Origin of the sequence: Georgenia daeguensis (assembly GCF_039537705.1) — a bacterium.
GTDB lineage: Bacteria > Actinomycetota > Actinomycetes > Actinomycetales > Actinomycetaceae > Georgenia > Georgenia daeguensis.
Map to the genome: position 1 here is coordinate 47,872 of NZ_BAABBA010000017.1, position 20,779 is coordinate 68,650.

Consider the following 20,779-nt stretch of genomic DNA (forward strand, 5'->3'; position numbering starts at 1 on the left):
TCCTCACAGTCGTCCGCCCACCCGGTAGCCGCGTGACCGAGGAGGTCGGTGAGACAGGAGTGACCTCGACGAGTGGTGGCCCGCGGATTGCGGCCGTGCCGTCGGGAGGTAGCGTGGCGGGGCGATGGACCACCTCCTCTCGCGTGCCGCCCGCCCCTCTGCCTCCGCCGCCGACCGTCGCGGCGGCACCCGCCTCGCCGGTCTTGCTGCCCTGCTCCTCGCCGTCGTCACCGGCTGCTCCGACAGCGTCCCGACCGCCCCGACGTCGGAGCCCACCACCGCCCCGCCGTCGTCCTCGCCGCCGCCCCCGGCCACCAGCGAGCCGGCGACGGAGCCGGCCGCCGCGCTGGGCAACCACGCGGTGAGCGCGGGCCACCCGGCCGCGGTGGACGCCGGCATGCAGGTGCTCGACGCCGGCGGCTCCGCCGTCGACGCGGCCGTCGCGACCGCCTTCGCGGTCGCCGTGGTCGAACCCTTCGCCTCCGGCATCGGCGGGGGCGGCGCCGCCCTCGTCGTCCCGACGGGGGAGGGCGAGCCCCAGGCGTACGACTACCGGGAGGTCGTCGCCCGGGACGGGCGCATCCCCGAGTCCGGCACCGGCGTCCCGGGCTTCGTCGCCGGCATGGCCGCGCTCCACGAGGACCACGGCGAGCTGCCCTGGTCCGAGGTGATCGCGCCGGCGATCGAGCTGGCCTCCGACGGCTTCGAGGTCTCGGACTTCCTCGCCCTGCGCATGCGCAGCGACCACGGCCCGGCCGCCGTCGGCCGCCTCGAGCACTTCTCGCCGGGCGGCGAGCCGCTCGCGGCCGGCCAGCGGCTCGTCCAGGAGGACCTCGCGGCCACCATGCGCACGATCGCCGACGGCGGGGCGGACGCCTTCTACGACGGTCCGCTGACCGAGGCGCTGACCACGGTCGACGGGCTCGACGCCGCCTCGCTGGCCGCGTACGAGGTGGTGCGCACGGAGCCCGTCGAGGGGGCGTTCGGCGACCACCGGGTGCTCGCCGCCGCCCCCCCGCTGCCCGGGGCGGGGCTGGTGCAGATGCTGCAGGTGGCCGAGGCCGCCGGCGTCGGCGGGTCCGAGCCGGGCTCCGCACGCTACGTGGAGCAGCTCTCCCGGGCCTGGCAGGTCGCGGACCGCAGCGTCGACACCGTCGTGGGCGACCCCGCCTTCGTCGACGTCCCCGTCGACGAGCTCACCGACCCGGCCCGGAACGCGGAGCTGGCCGCGGACGTGGTTGCCGCAGGGGAGGGCGACGGCGACGTGGTCGCCGCGCCGGAGCGGGACGTCGTGCCCGGCAACACCACGCACCTGACCGTCGTCGACCGGGACGGCCTCATGGTCTCGATGACCAACACGATCACGAGCTTCTGGGGATCCGGCGAGATGGTCGGCGGGTTCTTCCTCAACAACCAGCTCTCCCGGTTCGACTCGATCGGGAGCACCGCCGCGAACGAGCCCGCGCCGGGCCGCCGCTCGGTGAGCTGGTCCCTGCCCACAGTCGTCGTCGACGGCGAGGGCCGGCCCGTCCTCGGGATCGGCTCGCCCGGGGGCCGGCAGATCCCGAACGTCCTGGCCAACGTCCTCACGAGGTGGGGGCTGCACGACCAGCCGCTCGCCGACGCCGTCGCCTCCCCGCGCTTCATCCTCGAGGGCTCCACGCTCACGACGGAGACGCAGCCGCCGCCCGCGGACGCCGAGGCGTACGAAGACCTCGGCTGGAGCGTCGACGTCGTCGCCGTGGAGGAGGCCGTCTTCGGGTCCGTGCAGGCGCTCGAGGTGAACCACGACACGGGCGAGATCACGGGGACCGCCGACACCCGGCGCGAGGCCGACTTCGCCGTCGGGCAGCCCTGATCTCGCCGGGATGACGGCTGCCGGGGGTGTGGCGCGGTCGTCACCACCCTGCGGTTCGTGCGGGCGGCCGGGCACGTAGACTCGGCCCACGTGGCCCTCACTATCGGTATCGCCGGTCTCCCCAACGTCGGCAAGTCCACCCTCTTCAACGCCCTGACCCGGGCGACGGTTCTCGCGGCGAACTACCCGTTCGCGACGATCGAGCCGAACATCGGCGTCGTCCCGCTGCCGGACCCGCGCCTGGACAAGCTGGCGGAGATCTTCGGCTCGGAGCGGATCGTGCCCGCCACGGTCTCCTTCGTGGACATCGCCGGCATCGTCAAGGGCGCCTCCGAGGGGGAGGGCCTGGGCAACCAGTTCCTCGCGAACATCCGTGAGGCCGACGCCATCTGCCAGCTCACCCGCGTCTTCCAGGACGGCGACGTCGTCCACGTCGAGGGCCGGGTGGACCCGAAGGACGACATCGAGACCATCTCCACCGAGCTGATCCTCGCCGACATGCAGACCCTGGAGAAGGCGATCCCGCGGCTGGAGAAGGAGGTCCGCGGCAAGAAGGTCGACGCCGAGGTGCTCGAGACGGCGAAGGCCGCGATGGCGCTCCTCGAGCAGGGCACGCTGCTCTCCGCCGGCGCCGAGAAGGCAGGCCTCGACCCCCAGGTCCTCGCCACGTTCCAGCTCATGACGGCCAAGCCGTTCATCTACGTCTTCAACACCGACGACGCCGGCCTGGCCGACGAGGCGATGCAGGCCGAGCTGCGCGAGCTCGTCGCACCGGCGGACGCGATCTTCCTCGACGCGAAGTTCGAGTCCGAGCTCGTCGAGCTCGAGCCCGACGAGGCCAAGGAGATGCTCGCCGAGTCCGGCCAGGAGGAGGCGGGCCTGGACCAGCTCGCCCGCGTCGGCTTCCACACGCTCGGGCTGCAGACCTACCTCACGGCCGGCCCGAAGGAGGCCCGCGCGTGGACCATCCACCAGGGCTGGACGGCACCGCAGGCCGCCGGCGTCATCCACACCGACTTCGAGCGCGGGTTCATCAAGGCCGAGGTCATCTCCTTCGAGGACCTCGTCGAGCTCGGCTCCGTGGCGGAGGCCCGTGCGCACGGCAAGGTGCGCATGGAGGGCAAGGACTACGTCATGCGCGACGGCGACGTCGTGGAGTTCCGCTTCAACGTGTGACTGCCTGCACCGCGACGACAGAGTTGACGCCTGCGGGCTGGCTTGCGGTTCTGTGCGCGGTACCCCTCCGCGTCCGGGGCCCTTAGGCTCTGCGCATGGCTTCGAACCGTAAGCCACTCGACGACCTCCGCGAGACTGTGGGTCGCCTGGGCGATCAGTTTCCGCGGCCCGGTCTGCGGGGCGCGGACGACCCGTTCGGCGGCCGCCCCAGACCCGTCCGGCCGCTCTCGGCGGTGCAGGCGGAGCTCGAGGGGCTCGTCGGACTGGAGACGGTCAAGGAGCAGGTGCAGGCGCTTGTCGCCTTCCTGCAGGTGCAGGCGCGCCGCAAGACGCACGGCCTGCCCGAGGTGGCGACGTCCCAGCACCTCGTCTTCCTCGGGAACCCGGGCACGGGCAAGACCACGGTGGCGCGGCTCCTGGCCGAGATGTACCGGGCGGTCGGCCTGCTGCAGAAGGGCCACCTGGTGGAGGTCGACCGGGCCGCTCTGGTCGGGCAGTACGTCGGTGCAACCGCGATCAAGACCGACCGCGTGATCCGCCGAGCGCTCGACGGCGTCCTCTTCATCGACGAGGCCTACTCGCTGGCCCCGGAGGCCGACGGGCGGCTCGACTTCGGACCCGAGGCGGTCGAGGTCCTGCTCAAGCGCATGGAGGATCACCGCCATCGCCTGGTGGTGATCGTCGCCGGCTATCCCCGGCTGATGGAGTCGTTCCTGCTCTCGAACCCTGGCCTCCGCTCCCGTTTCGCTCGCGAGATCAGGTTCCCCGACTACTCGACGGGCGAGCTCGAGGCGATCTTCGCGACCATCCTGGCCCAGCACGAGTACGCGCTGGAGCCTGGTGCCGAGGTGACGCTCCGCCGCATCCTCGGTGGCGTCCGCCATGGTGAGGAGTCGGGCAACGCGCGCTTCGCCCGCACGCTGTTCGAGCAGGCGCTCAACCGCCAGGCGCTGCGCCTGACGCGCGACGAGCATCGGAGTGTGGATGCGCTGGACCGTGCCGACGTCACGACCCTCACCGCGGACGATCTGGCCGAGGCCGCCCGCGCGCTGGGCGAGGAGCCGGCGCGTGAACCCGAGCTCTCTCGATGGCGGCGCTGGCTCGGGTGACGTCCGCGATCAGCGCCCGCTGAACCGGAACGGGATCGGGATGCCGCCGCAGCAGCACACGCCCTGCACGTCGGCCTGCGCCAGCAGCGCGGCCGCCCGGTAGCACGCGAGGAACCGCAGCGCCGTGGGCACCGCACCGCGCACCAGCCCGCGCGCCGCGATGATCTCGCGCACCGCCGCGGAGCAGGACCGGCCGCCGTGGGCGACCAGATGGGCGCAGCTCCAGCTCTTCCGCGGGGAGAGGTGCTGCTGGTAGCCGCGGATCGCGGCGTCGGCCGCACGGTTCAGTGGTCCCATGCGCTCCGAGGCTAGCTGCGGTGACCCCGTGCCGCCCGGTGGAGCAGGGTCGCCTCGTCGACCGGCGAAACCTGCTCGACGTCGCCGGGCGAGGCAGCCGAAGCAGGCCGCGTCGTACCCTCGGGGCATGCGGATGGCCCTCGCCCAGCTCGCGGCGACGACGGACAAGGCGGCCAACCTCCACGCCGCGTCGGCGCTCGTGGCGCGGGCGGCGGCGGACGGCGCGGCGCTGGTGGTGCTGCCGGAGTACACGATGTCGTGGGACCCGCGGCCGGACGCCGCGCACCTGCGCGAGCAGGCGGAGCCGCTGGACGGCGCCTTCGTCACCGCGCTCGCCGGCCTGGCGCGCGAGCACCACGTCACGGTCCTCGCCGGCATGACGGAGACCGCCGGCGACCGGCCCGCCAACACGGTCGTCGCGCTCGGCCCGGACGGTGCGCTCGCCGGCGCCTACCGCAAGGTTCACCTCTACGACGCGTTCGGCGACCGCGAGTCCGACCGCCTCGCCGCCGCCGTCCCGGAACCGCTCGTGCTGCCCGTCGGTGACCTCCACGTGGGCGTGATGACGTGCTACGACCTGCGGTTCCCCGAGATGGCGAGGTTCCTCGTCGACGCCGGGGCGGACGTCCTCGCCGTCCCGGCCACGTGGATGGCCGGCCCCGGCAAGGCGACGCACTGGCAGGTGCTCGCGCGGGCCCGGGCCATCGAGAACACGGTCTACGTCCTGGCCAGCGGGCAGTGCGGCCGGCACCGCACCGGCCGCTCGCTCGCCGTCGACCCCTCGGGCGAGGTCCTGGCCGAGCTGGGGGAGGAGCCGGGCGTCGCCGTCGTCGAGGCCTCGGCCCAGAAGGTCGGCGCCGTGCGCGAGCGCAACCCCTCCCTGGCCAACCGCCGCTTCGCCGTCGTCCCTCGCTGAGGCACGCTTCTCGCTGCGCCCGCCCTTCGCGCTGGGCCATTCCTCCTGCGCCGGAGGGGCGGCTCCTGACACCTCACCGAGCGGGGTGGGCGCGTCCTACGCTGGCCGGAACCGCCGGGCTCTCGCTGCTCGGCCGAGCCGGAGGACGACATGGACCGAGGCAGCACGAGCGTCGACCTGATCACCGAGTCCGCGCGCGACTCACTCACCGTGCGCCGGGTGTTCGGGGAGGCCTACGTCGTCGGCGAGACCACCGTCATCCCGGTCGCGAAGGTGATGGGCGGCTCCGGCATGGGCTACGGGGGAGCCGCGCGCCCGGACGCCAGGGGCGCGCCGGGCGCGCAGGACGGCGCTGCCGGAGGTGCCGAGGGTGAGGGGGGCGGCGGCGGGTTCGGGATGCTGGCGAAGCCGGCCGGAGTGTTCGTCGTGCACGACGGCTCGGTGCAGTGGCAGCCCGCCCTGGACGTGAACCGGCTGGCCGTCGGCGGTCAGATCCTCGTCGCGGTCGCCGCGCTGGCGTGGGCTTTCCGCCGGCGCCGGTGACGTCGGGGACGGGACCAAGGCCCCACCGTCCGGCGTTTCGGCCGGTGTTTGATGTCTCACGATGTGGTCACGATCGGGTAACGATCGGGCCGCGGTGACCGGTGCACCTCCTGGGGCGACATATCGTTCCCTAATCTCGCCGACGAGGCCCGTGTGCCTGTGCCCGGGACCCGGGCGCCATCGGCGGGCGAGCGTTCCGCTCACTCATCAGGAGGAACATTGAAGACCAAGCGCATGGCGGGCATGGCCGCCACGATTCTTGCGGGCTCCCTCGTGCTCGCCGCGTGCGGCTCGTCCGGTGACGACACCGGCGCCGACGAGACCGCCGGTGCCACCGAGGGCACCAGCACCGGGATCGTGACCGTCAACGGCACGGAGCCGCAGAACCCGCTGCTGCCCGCCCACACGAACGAGACCGGCGGCGGCCGCATCATGACCCAGCTCTTCGCCGGGCTCGTCCGCTACAACGCGGACGGCAGCGTCGAGAACGAGGTCGCCGAGTCCATCGAGACCGAGGACAACCAGACCTTCACGATCAAGCTGCAGGACGGCTGGAAGTTCTCCGACGGCTCGCCCGTCACCGCGAGCAGCTTCGTCGACGCCTGGAACTACGGCGCGCTGCTGAGCAACGCCCAGAACAACAGCTACTTCTTCGAGGTCATCGAGGGCTTCTCGTACGAGAAGGACTCCGAGCTCACCGGCCTCGAGGTGGTCGACGACCTGACGTTCACCGTCAAGCTCGTCCAGCCGGAGGCGGACTTCCCGCTGCGCCTGGGCTACACCGCGTACTACCCGCTGCCCGAGGTCTTCTTCGAGGACCCGGAGGCCTTCGGCGAGAACCCGGTGGGCAACGGCCCGTACATGTTCGACGGCGAGGGCGCCTGGGAGCACAACGTCCGCGTGGACATGGTGCCGAACCCCGAGTACAAGGGCGGGCGCACCCCCCAGAACGGCGGCGTGTCGGTGGTGTTCTACGAGCAGGAGGACGCGGCGTACGCCGACCTGCTCTCGGGCAACCTCGACGTCATCGAGAACATCCCGAACTCCTCGATCACCTCGTTCGAGGACGAGCTCGAGGGCCGCTCCGTCAACCAGCCGGCGGCCATCAACCAGACCCTCAGCGTCCCGTCGTACCTGCCCGAGTGGTCGGGCGAGGCGGGGCAGCTGCGCCGCCAGGCGATCTCCCACGCGATCAACCGCGAGGAGGTCACCGAGGTGATCTTCAACGGCACCCGCACCCCCGCCAAGGACTTCACCTCCCCGGTCATCGCCGGCTGGAGCGAGGAGGTCCCGGGCAACGAGGTGCTCGAGTTCGACCCGGAGCGCGCCAAGGAGCTGTGGGCCGAGGCCGAGGCCATCGAGCCGTGGGGCGACCGCACCTTCACCATCGCCACGAACACCGACTCCGACCACCAGCCGTGGGTAGACGCGGTGAACAACTCGATCCGCAACACGCTCGGCATCGAGGCGGAGATGGAGCCGTACGCGCAGTTCTCGGAGTTCCTGGACGCGCGTGACAACAAGCAGATGACCGGCATGTTCCGCGCCGGCTGGCAGGGCGACTACCCGTCGCTGGCCAACTTCCTCGCGCCGATCTACACCGAGGGTGCGGGCTCCAACGACGCGTTCTACGCCTCCGACGAGTTCGAGTCCCTCATGGCGCAGGGCAACTCCGCCGGGTCCATCGAGGAGGCCAACGAGTACTTCCTGAAGGCCCAGGAAGTCCTCTTCCGCGACCTGCCGGGCATCCCGCTGTGGTACCAGAACGTCACCGGCGGCTGGGCCGACACGGTCGACAACGTCGAGTTCGGCTGGGACTCCGAGCCGCTGCTCTACCAGGTCACCAAGTCGGAGTGACCGCCCCGGGGTGATGGTTCTCACCCCGTGACGGTGACGCCGCTCACGCGGCCGGAGTGAGCCTGCTCACTCCGAACCGCCCCGGAGCCGGGGGTAGGACCGTGAGGTCCGGCCCCCGGCTTCGTGCGTCGCGGGGCGACGACGTATCGTCGTCCCTCGCACCCGTCGACGCCGAGCCACGATGGCCCGCCGACGTCCACGCGTAGTGTCTGAATCAACGACTTGATCGAGGAGGGACCTGATGCTCCGGTACATCGGGCGCAGGATCCTGCAGGTGATCCCCGTGTTCCTGGGGGCCACGCTGCTCATCTACTTCATGGTGTTCGCCCTGCCGGGCGACCCGGTCGCCGCCCTCGGCGGTGAGCGTGGGCTGCCGGAGGCCGTGAAGGAGCAGATCCGCCAGCAGTACAACCTCGACGAGCCGTTCATCGTCCAGTACCTGCTCTACCTCAAGGGCATCCTGACGCTGGACTTCGGCATCACCTTCTCCGGCCGCGACGTGTTCGACGTGATCAAGGGCGCGCTGCCCGTCACGTTCAAGCTGGCCGTCATGGCGCTGGTCTTCGAGGCCGTCTTCGGCGTGCTGGTCGGCCTGGTCGCCGGCCTTCGTCGCGGCGGCCTCTTCGACGCCACGGCGCTCGTCACGAGCCTCTTCGTCATCGCGGTGCCGACGTTCGTCATCGGCTTCGTGCTCCAGTTCTTCGTCGGCGTCCAGCTGGGCTGGCTGCCGACGACGGCGGGCAGCGACCCTGACTTCAAGAGTCTGCTGATGCCGGCGCTGGTGCTCGGGGCCGTGTCGTTCGCCTACGTCATCCGGCTGACGCGGACCTCCGTCTCGGAGAACCTCACCGCCGACTACGTGCGCACGGCGACCGCCAAGGGACTCTCCCGCGGCCGGGTCATCAACGTGCACGTGCTGCGCAACTCCCTCATCCCGGTCGTGACCTTCCTCGGTGCGGACCTGGGGGCCCTCATGGGCGGGGCGATCGTCACCGAGGGCATCTTCAACATCAACGGCGTGGGCGGCACCCTCTACCGGGCCGTCCTGCAGGGGGAGAACGCCACGGTCGTCTCGCTGACCACCGTGCTGGTCCTGATCTACATCGTCGCGAACCTCGTCGTCGACCTTCTCTACGCCGCTCTGGACCCGAGGATCCGTTATGCCTGACATCATCCACACCGGCCCGGGCCGCGGTCCGGAGCCCGTCGCCACGCGGCGGCACCAGGAGCACTTCTTCGCCGAGATGGACGAGACGGGCCTCGGCGCCGTCGACGCGGTCGACGACTCCGGCGCCCCCTCCAGCCTGTGGAGCGAGGCGTGGCACAAGCTCCGCCGTCGTCCGCTCTTCTGGGTGGCCGCGGCCATCATCGCGCTCGTCGTCGTCGTCGCGGCGTTCCCGGGCCTCTTCACCTCGCAGAACCCCCGGTTCTGCGAGCTCTCCAACAGCCTCGGTGGCTCCGCCGCCGGTCACCCCTTCGGGTTCGACAAGCAGGGCTGCGACATCTACTCCCGCGTCATCTACGGCGCCCGCCCCTCGGTGATCGTCGGTGTGCTCACCACCCTGGCCGTGCTGGTCATCGGCACTGTCATGGGCGCCGTCGCCGGCTTCTTCGGCGGCTGGTTCGACACGATCCTCTCGCGCATCACCGACATCTTCTTCGCGATCCCGCTGACCCTCGCCGCGATCGTGATCATGCAGCTGTTCAGCGAGAACAGGACCTCGCTGACCGTGGTCGCGGTGCTGGCCTCGTTCGGCTGGACCCAGATCGCGCGCATCACCCGCGGCTCGGTCATGAGCGTGAAGAACAACGACTACGTCACGGCGGCGAAGTCGCTCGGCGTCAGCCGGATCTCGGCGCTGACCAAGCACATCCTGCCCAACGCGGCCGCGCCGATCATCGTCTACGCCACCGTGGCGCTGGGCACGTTCATCGTCGCCGAGGCGACCCTGAGCTTCCTCGGCATCGGCCTGCCGCCGAACGTCGTCTCCTGGGGCGGCGACATCTCCATCGCGCAGCAGTCCCTGCGGACGCGCCCGGAGGTGCTCTTCTACCCGGCCGGCGCCCTCGCCATCACGGTGCTGGGCTTCATCATGATGGGTGACGCGGTGCGCGACGCCCTGGACCCGAAGGTGCGCACCCGATGACGGAGAACCTCACCGCGACGACGACGGCGGTGGCCGAGACCGTCGACCCGAACACCCCGCTGCTGGAGATCCGTGACCTGGAGGTCGCCTTCCAGTCCTCGACGGGCATGGTGCCCGCCGTCCGTGGGGCGAACCTGACCGTCTACCCGGGCCAGTCGGTGGCGATCGTCGGCGAGTCCGGCTCCGGCAAGTCCACCACGGCGCACGCCGTCATCGACCTGCTGCCGGGCACGGGCCGCGTGACCGGGGGCTCGATCAAGTTCGGCGGGCGCGAGCTCGTCGGGGCCTCCCGCAAGGAGATCGAGGACCTGCGCGGCCGGGAGATCGGGCTGGTGCCCCAGGACCCGATGTCCAACCTGAACCCCGTGTGGAAGATCGGCTTCCAGGTCAAGGAGGCCCTCGTCGCGAACGGCGTCGCCAGGGGCAAGGACGCCGACGCCGAGGTCGAGAAGGTCCTCGCGGCCGCCGGCCTGCCCGACGCCGCACGGCGCGCCAAGCAGTACCCCCACGAGTTCTCCGGCGGCATGCGCCAGCGCGCACTCATCGGCATCGGCCTCGCCGGGCAGCCCCGGCTGCTGATCGCGGACGAGCCGACCTCCGCGCTCGACGTCACCGTCCAGCGGCAGATCCTCGACCACCTGGACCACCTCACCCGGTCGCGGCACGTCGCGGTCCTCTTCATCACCCACGACCTCGGGCTCGCCGCGGAGCGCGCCGAGCACCTCGTGGTGATGCACCGGGGCCGCGTGGTCGAGTCCGGGCCGGCCCGGCAGATCCTCTCCGACCCGCGCCACCCCTACACCCAGCGCCTGGTCGCCTCCGCGCCGTCCCTGGCGTCGCGGCGCATCCAGAGCGCCAAGGAGCAGGGGGTCCAGACAGAGGAGCTGCTCGCCAGCGGCGAGGGCCACCCGGAGCGGGCGAGGAACATCGTCGAGGTCCAGAACCTCACGAAGGTCTTCACCCTGCGTGGCGCCGTGCCCGGTGTGGGCAAGGAGTTCAAGGCGGTCGACGACGTCTCGTTCGCCATCCCGCGCGGCTCGACGATGGCGCTGGTGGGCGAGTCCGGCTCGGGCAAGTCCACCGTCGCCAACATCATGCTCAACCTGCTCGAGCCCACCGAGGGCAGGGTGGTGTTCGAGGGCACCGAGGTCGGGACGCTGGACCGTCGCGAGCTGTTCAAGTTCCGCCGCCAGGTGCAGCCCATCTTCCAGAACCCGTACGGCTCGCTGGACCCGATGTACTCCATCTTCCGGACCATCGAGGAGCCGCTGCGCGTCCACAGCATCGGCGACAAGAAGTCCCGTGCCACGCGGGTGGCCGAGCTGCTCGAGCTGGTCGCCCTGCCGAGGTCGACGATGCGCCGGTACCCCAACGAGCTCTCGGGCGGCCAGCGCCAGCGCGTCGCCATCGCGCGGGCCCTCGCCCTCCAGCCGTCGCTGATCGTCTGCGACGAGGCCGTCTCGGCCCTCGACGTGCTGGTCCAGGCGCAGGTGCTGACCCTGCTCAACGACCTGCAGAAGGAGCTGGGCCTGACGTACCTGTTCATCACGCACGACCTCGCCGTGGTGCGGCAGATCGCCGACCAGGTCGCCGTGATGGAGAAGGGCCGGATCGTCGAGCAGGCGACCACGGACGAGGTCTTCGAGAACCCGCGCCAGCAGTACACGCGTGAGCTGCTCGCGGCCATCCCGGGGGCGAGCCTCGAGCTCGGTCCCGAGGTGCCCGAGACCCCCCGCGCCTAGGTCCGAACCGTCCCGGCCGCCCGCCGTCCGTGCTCCTGCACGACGGCGGGCGGTCGCTTGTGGGGGAGGCGGTCCAGGCGTGGCCGTACCGTGACCTTCGGCGGGCCTGGAGTATTGGACGAGCATGTACTCTGTCGGAACGCCGCATGAGCCAGGTCACACCTGGCCACGTGTGGCGTCGTCCGTCAGGTCGAACCGTGCGACGAGTCACGCGAGTGGCTCGACCTCCGGGCCCGGCCGCGCCTCGAAAGACAGAGCATGCTCCCGTACCTCTCGCGCAGGTTCCTGAACTACCTGGTCCTGCTCTTTCTCGCCGTGAGCCTGACGTACGTCCTCGCGGCGACGCAGCTCGACCCGCGGTCCCTGTACGAGCTGCGCAACCCACCGATCGACCCCGCCTCGATCGACGCCTCGCTCACCGCGTACAACCTCAACGACAAGACGCCGGTCCTCGAGCGCTACTGGACGTGGCTGACCGGCGTCGTCACCTCGTGGGACTGGGGGCAGACGCCCTTCGGCAACCGCGTGAACGAGGAGATCGGCACGCGCGTGTGGGTCTCCCTGCGGCTGGTGACCATCGGGTCGGTGCTGGGCATCACGCTCGGCGTGGCGCTGGGCGCCTGGACCGCGACGCGGCAGTACCGCATCAGCGACCGGGCCGTCACGCTGCTCTCCCTGGTGATCATCTCGACGCCGACGCTGGTGATCGCCGTCGTCCTGCAGATCCTCGCGATCCAGATCAACCAGGCGACCGGGACGCAGTTCTTCGAGTTCCTGGGGGAGACGGGCCGGCACGGGGACGGGGCGCTGGCGCCGCTCTTCGACCGGCTCCAGCACCTGCTGCTGCCCACCATCACGCTGACGCTCAGCGGCGTCGCGTCCTACAGCCGGATCCAGCGCAACCTCATGCTCGACACGCTCGGTGCGGACTACGTCCGCACGGCGCGGGCGAAGGGGCTGCGCAAGGGCCGCGCGCTGCGGCGGCACGCGCTGCGCACCGCGCTGATCCCCACCGGCACGTACTTCGCGTTCACCATCGCCACCCTCGTCCTCGGGGCGACGTTCACAGAGCTGATCTACGGCTGGCACGGCATGGGCATCTACGGCGTGCAGGCGATCACGGCGCAGGACGTCAACGGGTCGGTCGCGGTGGCGGCGTTCGGCGGCGTGTGCGTCCTGGTGGGCGCCATGCTCTCGGACGTGCTCGTGGCCGCCCTCGACCCGCGAGTGAGGGTGAGCTGAGATGACGACGACGAACGGGAACCGTGCGAGCGGTCCGGCGGGGATCCCGCTCGACTACGAGCCCGGCGACAAGAACGCGCCGCTGACGGCGGAGCTGCCGGAGGTGGCGACCGGCGGCGTCCCGGCCGTGACCCGGCGGCTCTCGCGCCGCCGCATCATCCTGCGGCGCTTCCTGCGCAACAGGACCGCCGTCGTGGGCCTGGTCGGCTACCTGCTGCTCGCGGCGTTCGCCGTCGCCGGCCCGTACCTGAGCCCGTGGACCTACACGCAGATCGACCAGACGGCCTTCCTCAAGCCCCCGAGCGACGCCCACTGGCTGGGGACGACGCAGGCCGGCCGGGACGTCTTCGCCCTCACCGCCGAGGGCCTGCGCAAGTCGATGCTCATCGGCCTGGGGGTCGCCGTCGTCCAGACGCTCGTCGCGGCGACGATCGGCTCGTTCGCCGCCTACTACGGCCGCTGGTTCGACAAGGTCGCCCTGTGGGTCATCGACCTGCTGCTCGTGGTGCCGAGCTTCTTCATCATCGCGATCATCTCGGTGCAGACCGGTCAGAGCCGCGGTTCCGTCATCATGCTGATCCTGCTGCTGGCCGGCCTGGGCTGGATGCTCTCCGCCCGCGTCGTGCGCTCCATGACGCTCGGCATCAAGGGCCTGGAGTACGTCACCGCGGCGAAGTACATGTCCGTGTCCACCCCGAAGATCATCTTCCGGCACGTCATCCCGAACATCTCCTCCCTGCTCATCATCGACGCCACGCTCGCCGTGGCCTCGGCCGTGCTGGCGGAGACGTCGCTCTCCTTCTTCGGCTTCGGCGTGCAGGCGCCGGAGACGTCCCTCGGCACGCTCATCGCCGAGGGGCAGCGGATGGCGTCCACGTACCCGTGGATCTTCCTGGCGCCGGCGACCGTGCTGACGCTGATGCTGATCTTCATCAACTTCGTGGGCGACGGGCTGCGCGACGCCCTCGACCCCTCGTCGAGGTCCGGAGGCCGCGCGTGAACATCCTCAGCCGCAGCAGGAACCGTGGCGGTGGCACCGCGACCACGCTCGACGCGCGGGGCCCGGCGCGCGTCCACGGCGTCCCCGTGCTCGAGGTCCAGGACCTCACCGTGGACTTTCCCTCCGAGGACGGCGTGGTCCACGCCGTCCGCGGCGTGAGCTTCTCCGTCGGCGCCGGCGAGGTGCTCGGGATCGTGGGCGAGTCCGGCTCGGGCAAGTCGGTCACCTCGATGTCGGTGATGGGGCTGCTGCCCGAGACCGCCAGGGTCTCCGGCTCGGTGCGGCTGCACGGCGAGGAGCTGCTCGGCCGCTCCGACGCGCACATGTCCCGCATCCGCGGCCGGCAGATGGGCATGGTGTTCCAGGACCCGCTCTCCGCTCTCACCCCCGTCTACACCGTGGGTGACCAGATCGTCGAGGCGCTCCAGACCCACCGCGACCTCGACGACCGGGCGGCGCAGGAACGGGCGGTGGAGCTGCTCGACCTCGTCGGGATCCCCAACCCGCAGGTGCGCGTGAAGGCGTTCCCGCACGAGTTCTCGGGCGGCATGCGCCAGCGGGCCATGATCGCCATGGCCATCGCCAACGACCCCGACCTCATCATCGCGGACGAGCCGACGACGGCCCTCGACGTGACGATCCAGGCGCAGATCCTCGACGTGCTCAAGACCGCGCAGCGCGAGACCGGGGCCGCCGTCGTCATGATCACCCACGACCTCGGGGTCGTGGCGGGCCTGGCCGACAAGGTCGCCGTGATGTACGCGGGCCGCGTCGTCGAGAGCGGGCCGGTGGACGACATCTACTACCGCTCCACCATGCCCTACACGATCGGGCTGCTCGGCTCGCTGCCGCGCCCGGACGAGGGGGAGAAGCGGGCGCTCGCCCCGGTCGAGGGCAACCCGCCCTCGCTGCTCAACCTCCCGCCCGGCTGTCCGTTCGCCGCGCGCTGCCCGATGGCCGTCGACGTCTGCCGGGAGATCGAGCCGGCCCTCGAACCGACCCGCGGCCTCGGGCACGCGTCCGCCTGCCACCGGTCGGAGGAGATCGCCGCGAAGGACCTCACCTTCAAGGAGATCTACCCGCTGCCGCGCCTCGTGGAGCACCCGCTCGCGGAGCTGCCCCGCGAGGAGCGCGAGGAGGTGCTCCGCGTCACGGACCTGCAGCGCTACTTCCCGCTGATGAAGGGCTCGGTGTTCAAGCGCCGCGTCGGCACGGTCCACGCCGTCGACGGCGTGAGCTTCGACATCCGCGCGGGGGAGACCCTCGGGCTGGTCGGGGAGTCCGGCTGCGGCAAGACGACGACGCTGCTGGAGATCCTCGACCTGAGGGCGCCCTCGGACGGCACCGTCGTCGTCCTGGGCAAGGACGTCGCCACGCTCCGCGGCCGGCAGGCCCGCAGGCGCGTGCGGCGCGACCTGCAGGTGGTCTTCCAGGACCCGATGGCCTCGCTCGACCCCCGGCTGCCGGTCTTCGACATCATCGCCGAGCCGCTCGAGGCGAACGGGGTCCACGGGAAGAAGGCCGAGGAGCGGGTGCGTGAGCTCATGCGCCTGGTCGGTCTGGAGCCCTCGCACGCCAACCGCTACCCCCAGCACTTCTCGGGCGGCCAGCGTCAGCGCATCGGTATCGCGCGGGCCCTGGCGCTGGAGCCCAAGCTGCTCGTCCTCGACGAGCCGGTCTCGGCCCTGGACGTCTCCATCCAGGCCGGGGTGATCAACCTGCTGGACGAGCTGCGCGGGAAGCTCGGGCTCAGCTACCTCTTCGTCGCCCACGATCTGTCCGTGGTCCGGCACATCGCCGATCGCGTGGCCGTGATGTACCTGGGCAAGATCGTCGAGGTGGGCCAGGTGGACGAGGTGTTCGAGCGCCCGACGCACCCGTACACCCAGGCGCTGCTCTCGGCCATCCCGGTGCCGGACCCCGAGCTCGAGCGCAAGCGGGAGCGGATCATCCTCTCCGGCGACCTGCCGTCCCCGGCGAACCCGCCGTCGGGCTGCCGGTTCCGCACGAGGTGCCAGAAGTTCCTGACCCTCTCCGACGACGAACGCTCGCGGTGCATCTCGGAGGAGCCGGCGCTGCGGCCGATGGCGCACGACCAGCGCTCGGCGTGCCACTACGCGGAGGCGGTCGAGGTCTTCTGACGGGGCCCACTTCCTGCGGGTCTCAATTGGGTCACAAGTGACCCCGAATTATCGGTAAGCGTGCGGTATGTCACACCGTGCGTGGTTCAGTACATCCCACAGAACGTGCCGCAGACCGATGTCTGCCTTCAGCGGGTGACCGCCGACGTTCTCGACTCACCTGATGGAGGTTCAACAGTGCGCACGAAGAAGGGTGCAGCAGTCCTCGCTACCAGCGCGGCACTCGCTCTCGTCCTGGCCGCCTGCAGCGACGGCGGCGAAACCGGCTCGGGCAACGAGACCACGGCCGCCGGCGGCGAGGCCGGTCCGGGCGTCAACACGGAGGGCGAGGGGGACCTGTTCCAGGTCAACGCCACCTCCCGCGACCAGCTCGAGCAGGGCGGCACGCTGCGTCGCGCCGTCGCCGAGCTGCCCCCGCAGTGGAACCCGATGCAGGTCAACGGCAACAACGCCGACTACACGGACATCCGCGACACCATCTCCGTGGCGAACTGGGACTACGACGGCGAGGGCAAGCCCACGCCGAACGAGAACTACCTGGTCGACTTCACGGACGAGATGGAGGGCGAGCAGCAGGTCATCACCCTCAACCTCAACCCCGACGCCAAGTGGAACAGCGGCGACCCCATCACGTGGGAGGACTACGAGGCCACGCTCACCGCGTGCAACGGTGAGGACACCGAGTTCCTCTGCGTCGAGACGACGCCCTACGAGCAGATCGAGTCGGTCGAGCAGGGCGAGGACGAGTTCCAGGTCGTCATCACCTTCAAGTCCACGTACCCGGACTGGAGCCGCATCGTCAGCTCCGTCCTGCCGGCCGAGGGCCTCGCGGACGCCGCCACCTTCAACGAGGGCTGGCTGGAGTACCCGGCCGACTGGTTCACCGGCCCGTACAAGGTCGAGAACATCGACAAGGCCCAGCAGGTCCTCACGCTCGTCCCGAACGAGAACTGGTGGGGCCCCGAGGCGCTGCTCGACGAGGTCCAGTTCCGCGTGGTCGCCTCCGACGCCACCGGCACCGCGTTCCAGAACAACGAGATCGACGTCTTCGACATCGGCTCGGACCCGAACGCGTACCAGCTGGCCCAGACCGTGGCCAACGCCGAGATCCGTGAGGCGCTCGCGCCGAACTGGCGGCACTTCACGTTCAACTCCACCGCCGGTCTGCTCCAGGACCAGGGGATCCGCCAGGCGATCGTGCGTTCGCTCGACCGTCAGGCGATCGCCGAGTCCGACCTCGCGGGCATGCCCGAGCACCTCATCGGCACGCTGAACAACCACTTCTTCATGGAGAACCAGGCCGGCTACCAGGACAACGCGGGCGACTTCGAGTACGACCCGGAGCGCGCCGCCGCCGACCTCGAGGCGGCCGGGTGGGTGCTCAACGAGTCCACCGGCATCCGGGAGAAGGACGGCCAGCCGCTGACGGTGAAGTTCTCCGTCCTCACCGGTGTCCCGGTCTCGGAGAACGAGGCCCAGCTCGCGCAGGCACAGCTCAAGGAGGTCGGCATCAACCTCGAGCTCGTCCAGACCCCGGTCGACGAGTTCGGCCCGGCGCTCGAGGCCGGCGACTTCGAGATCATGGCGTTCTCGTGGATCGGTACCCCGTACCCGATGGACAGCATCGGCCAGATCTACGGCGACCCGTCGACCAACACGTCGAACTACGCCAAGCTCAACAACCCCGAGCTCAACGAGCTGATCAACCAGATCGCGGTCGAGACCGACCTCGAGAAGCGGATCGAGCTGACCAACGAGGCCGACAAGCTGATCTGGGAGTCGGTGCACACCCTGCCGCTGTACCAGCGCCCCGACCTCGTGGCCACGGTGAGCAACCTCGCCAACTTCGGTGCCACGGGCTTCAGCACCACACGCGCCGAGAACTGGGGCTTCGTCGCCGAGTGACCGCTCGCTGACGCCCCCGACGGGGAACGACCACAGGGCCGGTGGGTGACCACCGGCCCTGTGCCGTGCCCGCGCCCGGCTCAGCCCAGCGTCGTCGCGGCGACGACGGCGAGGGTGACGGCACCGACGACCGCGACCACCGCCGCGACGTTGGTCGTGGAGCGGACGCCGGTCCACGCACCGGCCGGACGCGGAAGACCCGCCTGCCCGGCCCGCAGCTCGATGACCCGCCCCACGAGCACCGAGTCCCCGCTCGCGGCGAAGGTGCCCGTGCCGTCGGTGTCGAGGAGCTCCGGCTGCGCCTCCGACCGCCGCCCGGCGAACAGCGCTCCCTTGGCGGGGGCGCCCCAGGCGGAGAGCCTGCCGGCCGGTGTGCGCAGGTTCAGCCCCCAGCGCGTCTCGACGCGCTCGACGGCCTCCCACCCGACCTCGTGGGTGCGGAAGACGTTCGCCAGCGTCACGCCGCGGGCCTCGACGCGCACGTGCGGCTGCCAGAAGACCGCCCAGCCCAGGGCCGCGATCGCCAGCGCCACCGGCCCGTACTGCAGGACCTCCGCCAGGCCGCCGTTGGTGGCGAAGGCGAGCAGCATCGCCAACGCGACGATCCAGCACAGGACGGCGTAGACGCGGGCGGAGGTCGGGCGGAAGACGATGGTCGGTCCCATGGCGTCATCATCCCTGCCCGCCGCGGCCTGCCGCCCCGCCCGTGACCGCGCGCACAGCGCTCCGGGGTGACGCGAGAGGCACCCTCGGCAGTAGAATCGACCCTTGGTGCCCGTGATCGGGTGCCTGCCCACCGCCGTCGGACGTCCTGCGGGCCGCCGAGGCCCGCCCCGGGCCGTGCCGCGCGGGGCAGAACCTCTCGATGAAATGAGTCCCGCGTATGCCTTTGCGCTCCGACCTGCGCAACGTCGCGATCGTCGCCCACGTCGACCACGGCAAGACCACGCTCGTCGACGCCATGCTGTGGCAGTCGGGCGCCTTCGGCGAGCACCAGCACGTCGACGAGCGCGCGATGGACTCCGGCGACCTCGAGCGCGAGAAGGGCATCACCATCCTCGCGAAGAACACCGCGGTGCACTACCGCGGCCCGGCCGCGCAGAAGGCCGGCCTCGAGGACGGCCTGACGATCAACGTCATCGACACCCCCGGCCACGCCGACTTCGGCGGCGAGGTCGAGCGCGGGCTGAGCATGGTCGACGGCGTCGTCCTGCTCGTCGACGCTTCCGAGGGGCCGCTGCCGCAGACCCGGTTCGTGCTGCGCAAGGCCCTCGCCGCCAAGCTTCCGGTCGTCCTGGTGGTCAACAAGGTCGACCGCCCCGACTCGCGCATCTCCGAGGTGGTCTCCGAGGCGCAGGACCTCCTGCTCGGTCTGGCGTCCGACCTGGCCGACGAGGTCGAGGACCTCGACCTCGACGCGATCCTCGACGTCCCCGTCGTCTACGCCTCCGCGAAGGCCCGCCGGGCGAGCCTGGCGCAGCCCGCCGACGGCACGCTGCCGGACAGCGAGGACCTCGAGCCGCTCTTCGAGACGATCATCGAGAAGATCCCCGCCTACTCCTACGACGAGGACGCCCCGCTCCAGGCGCACGTCACCAACCTCGACGCGTCGCCGTTCCTCGGCCGCCTGGCGCTGCTGCGCATCCACAACGGTGAGCTGCGCAAGGGCCAGTCCGTGCTCTGGGCTCGCGCCGACGGCACCACGAAGAACGTCCGGATCTCGGAGCTGCTGCGCACCGAGGCGCTCGACCGCGTGCCCGCGGAGTCGGCGTTCGCCGGCGACATCGTCGCCGTGGCCGGCATCGAGGACATCACCATCGGTGAGTCCCTCGTGGACCCCGAGGACCCGCGACCGCTGCCGCTCATCACCGTCGACGACCCCGCCATCTCCATGACGATCGGGATCAACACCTCGCCGCTGGCCGGCCGCGTCAAGGGCGCCAAGGTCACCGCCCGACAGGTCAAGGACCGGCTCGACCGCGAGCTGATCGGCAACGTCTCGCTGAAGGTGCTGCCCACGGAGCGGCCCGACGCCTGGGAGGTCCAGGGCCGCGGCGAGCTCGCGCTGGCCATCCTCGTCGAGCAGATGCGCCGCGAGGGCTTCGAGCTGACCGTCGGCAAGCCGCAGGTGGTCACCAAGGAGATCGACGGCAAGCGCCACGAGCCCATGGAGCGCATGACCATCGACGTGCCCGAGGAGTACCTCGGCACCGTCACCCAGCTCATGGCTCAGCGCAAGGGCCGCATGGAGACCATGTCGAACCACGGCACCGGCTGGGTCCGCATGGAGTTCGTCGTGCCGGCCCGTGGCCTCATCGGGTTCCGCACCAAGTTCCTCACGGAGACCCGCGGCACCGGCATCGCCTCCTCGATCGCCGAGGGCTACGAGCCGTGGCAGGGACCGATCGAGCTGCGGAACACCGGTTCGCTCGTGGCCGACCGGGCCGGCTCGGTCACCCCGTTCGCGATGATCAACCTGCAGGAGCGCGGCTCGTTCTTCGTCGAGCCCACCTCTGAGGTGTACGAGGGCCAGGTCGTCGGGGAGAACTCCCGCAACGAGGACATGGACGTCAATATCACCAAGGAGAAGAAGCTCACCAACATGCGCTCCTCCACGGCGGACAACTTCGAGAACCTCGTGCCGCCGCGCCGGCTCACCCTCGAGGAGTCCCTCGAGTTCGCCGCCGAGGACGAGTGCGTCGAGGTCACTCCTGAGGCGGTGCGGATCCGGAAGGTCATCCTGGACTCCCAGGACCGCTTCCGTACCACCTCGCGCAACAGGCGCGCCGCCCAGGTCTGACGGCCCGCCGGCTCGCCTGCGACCTCGGCCGGACAGGGCCATGATG

16 protein-coding genes are annotated in these 20,779 nt (G+C 70.8%); 14 read left to right on the forward strand and 2 right to left on the reverse strand.

What is annotated here, in order from left to right:
* The first annotated feature begins 124 nt into the window (after positions 1–124).
* From ABD774_RS15655 to ABD774_RS15665, 3 genes are all read left to right on the forward strand, one after another.
* Positions 125–1,858 carry a gamma-glutamyltransferase gene (locus tag ABD774_RS15655; RefSeq protein WP_345043100.1) on the forward strand — a complete coding sequence of 578 codons (1,734 nt, stop codon included), beginning with the start codon at positions 125–127 and terminating at the stop codon, positions 1,856–1,858.
* A gap of 90 nt (positions 1,859–1,948) precedes the next feature.
* A complete protein-coding gene (gene ychF / locus ABD774_RS15660) occupies positions 1,949–3,034 on the forward strand; it encodes a redox-regulated ATPase YchF (RefSeq protein ID WP_345043102.1) in 1,086 nt (361 codons plus the stop codon).
* A gap of 95 nt (positions 3,035–3,129) precedes the next feature.
* Complete coding sequence (locus ABD774_RS15665) at positions 3,130–4,143, forward strand: AAA family ATPase (protein ID WP_345043104.1); 1,014 nt, start codon at positions 3,130–3,132, stop codon at positions 4,141–4,143.
* A 9-nt stretch (positions 4,144–4,152) separates the two neighbouring features.
* Here ABD774_RS15665 and yidD read toward each other — a convergent pair whose 3' ends face one another.
* Entirely contained in the window at positions 4,153–4,440 is a 288-nt protein-coding gene (gene yidD, locus ABD774_RS15670) for a membrane protein insertion efficiency factor YidD (RefSeq protein ID WP_345043107.1), read from the reverse strand.
* A 127-nt stretch (positions 4,441–4,567) separates the two neighbouring features.
* On the opposite strand from yidD, the gene ABD774_RS15675 reads away from it, so the two are divergent.
* From ABD774_RS15675 to ABD774_RS15720, 10 genes are all read left to right on the forward strand, one after another.
* A complete protein-coding gene (locus ABD774_RS15675; RefSeq protein WP_345043109.1) occupies positions 4,568–5,356 on the forward strand; it encodes a carbon-nitrogen hydrolase family protein in 789 nt (262 codons plus the stop codon).
* Between the two features lie 150 nt (positions 5,357–5,506).
* A complete protein-coding gene (locus ABD774_RS15680; RefSeq protein WP_345043111.1) occupies positions 5,507–5,899 on the forward strand; it encodes a spore germination protein GerW family protein in 393 nt (130 codons plus the stop codon).
* A gap of 219 nt (positions 5,900–6,118) precedes the next feature.
* Positions 6,119–7,756 carry a peptide ABC transporter substrate-binding protein gene (locus ABD774_RS15685; RefSeq protein WP_345043113.1) on the forward strand — a complete coding sequence of 546 codons (1,638 nt, stop codon included), beginning with the start codon at positions 6,119–6,121 and terminating at the stop codon, positions 7,754–7,756.
* Positions 7,757–7,997: 241 nt separating this feature from the next.
* Positions 7,998–8,924, forward strand: a complete 927-nt coding sequence (locus ABD774_RS15690) for an ABC transporter permease (RefSeq protein WP_345043116.1) — start codon at positions 7,998–8,000, stop codon at positions 8,922–8,924.
* Positions 8,917–9,903, forward strand: a complete 987-nt coding sequence (locus tag ABD774_RS15695; RefSeq protein WP_345043118.1) for an ABC transporter permease — start codon at positions 8,917–8,919, stop codon at positions 9,901–9,903. The genes ABD774_RS15690 and ABD774_RS15695 overlap by 8 nt, the downstream gene beginning before the upstream one ends.
* On the forward strand, positions 9,900–11,645 hold the full coding sequence (locus ABD774_RS15700; RefSeq protein ID WP_345043121.1) for a dipeptide ABC transporter ATP-binding protein: 1,746 nt from the start codon (positions 9,900–9,902) through the stop codon (positions 11,643–11,645). Before ABD774_RS15695 ends, ABD774_RS15700 begins: the two co-directional genes overlap by 4 nt.
* A gap of 258 nt (positions 11,646–11,903) precedes the next feature.
* Positions 11,904–12,887 carry an ABC transporter permease gene (locus tag ABD774_RS15705; protein WP_345043123.1) on the forward strand — a complete coding sequence of 328 codons (984 nt, stop codon included), beginning with the start codon at positions 11,904–11,906 and terminating at the stop codon, positions 12,885–12,887.
* A gap of 1 nt (position 12,888) precedes the next feature.
* The gene (locus ABD774_RS15710; protein WP_345043126.1) at positions 12,889–13,887 is read left to right on the forward strand and encodes an ABC transporter permease; all 999 of its coding nucleotides are present in this window, start codon (positions 12,889–12,891) and stop codon (positions 13,885–13,887) included.
* Between the two features lie 2 nt (positions 13,888–13,889).
* Positions 13,890–16,028: an ABC transporter ATP-binding protein gene (locus ABD774_RS15715; protein ID WP_486327330.1), complete on the forward strand. Its 2,139-nt coding sequence runs from the start codon at positions 13,890–13,892 to the stop codon at positions 16,026–16,028.
* A gap of 177 nt (positions 16,029–16,205) precedes the next feature.
* Positions 16,206–17,933: an ABC transporter family substrate-binding protein gene (locus tag ABD774_RS15720; RefSeq protein ID WP_345043128.1), complete on the forward strand. Its 1,728-nt coding sequence runs from the start codon at positions 16,206–16,208 to the stop codon at positions 17,931–17,933.
* A gap of 80 nt (positions 17,934–18,013) precedes the next feature.
* On the opposite strand, the gene ABD774_RS15725 is transcribed toward ABD774_RS15720, so the two are convergent.
* Positions 18,014–18,598 (reverse strand): PH domain-containing protein, encoded by a 585-nt coding sequence (locus tag ABD774_RS15725; RefSeq protein ID WP_345043130.1) that lies wholly within the window; start codon positions 18,596–18,598, stop codon positions 18,014–18,016.
* Positions 18,599–18,816: 218 nt separating this feature from the next.
* Here ABD774_RS15725 and typA point away from each other — a divergent pair, with 218 nt between their 5' ends.
* A complete protein-coding gene (typA, locus tag ABD774_RS15730; protein ID WP_345043133.1) occupies positions 18,817–20,733 on the forward strand; it encodes a translational GTPase TypA in 1,917 nt (638 codons plus the stop codon).
* The last annotated feature ends 46 nt before the right edge of the window (positions 20,734–20,779 follow it).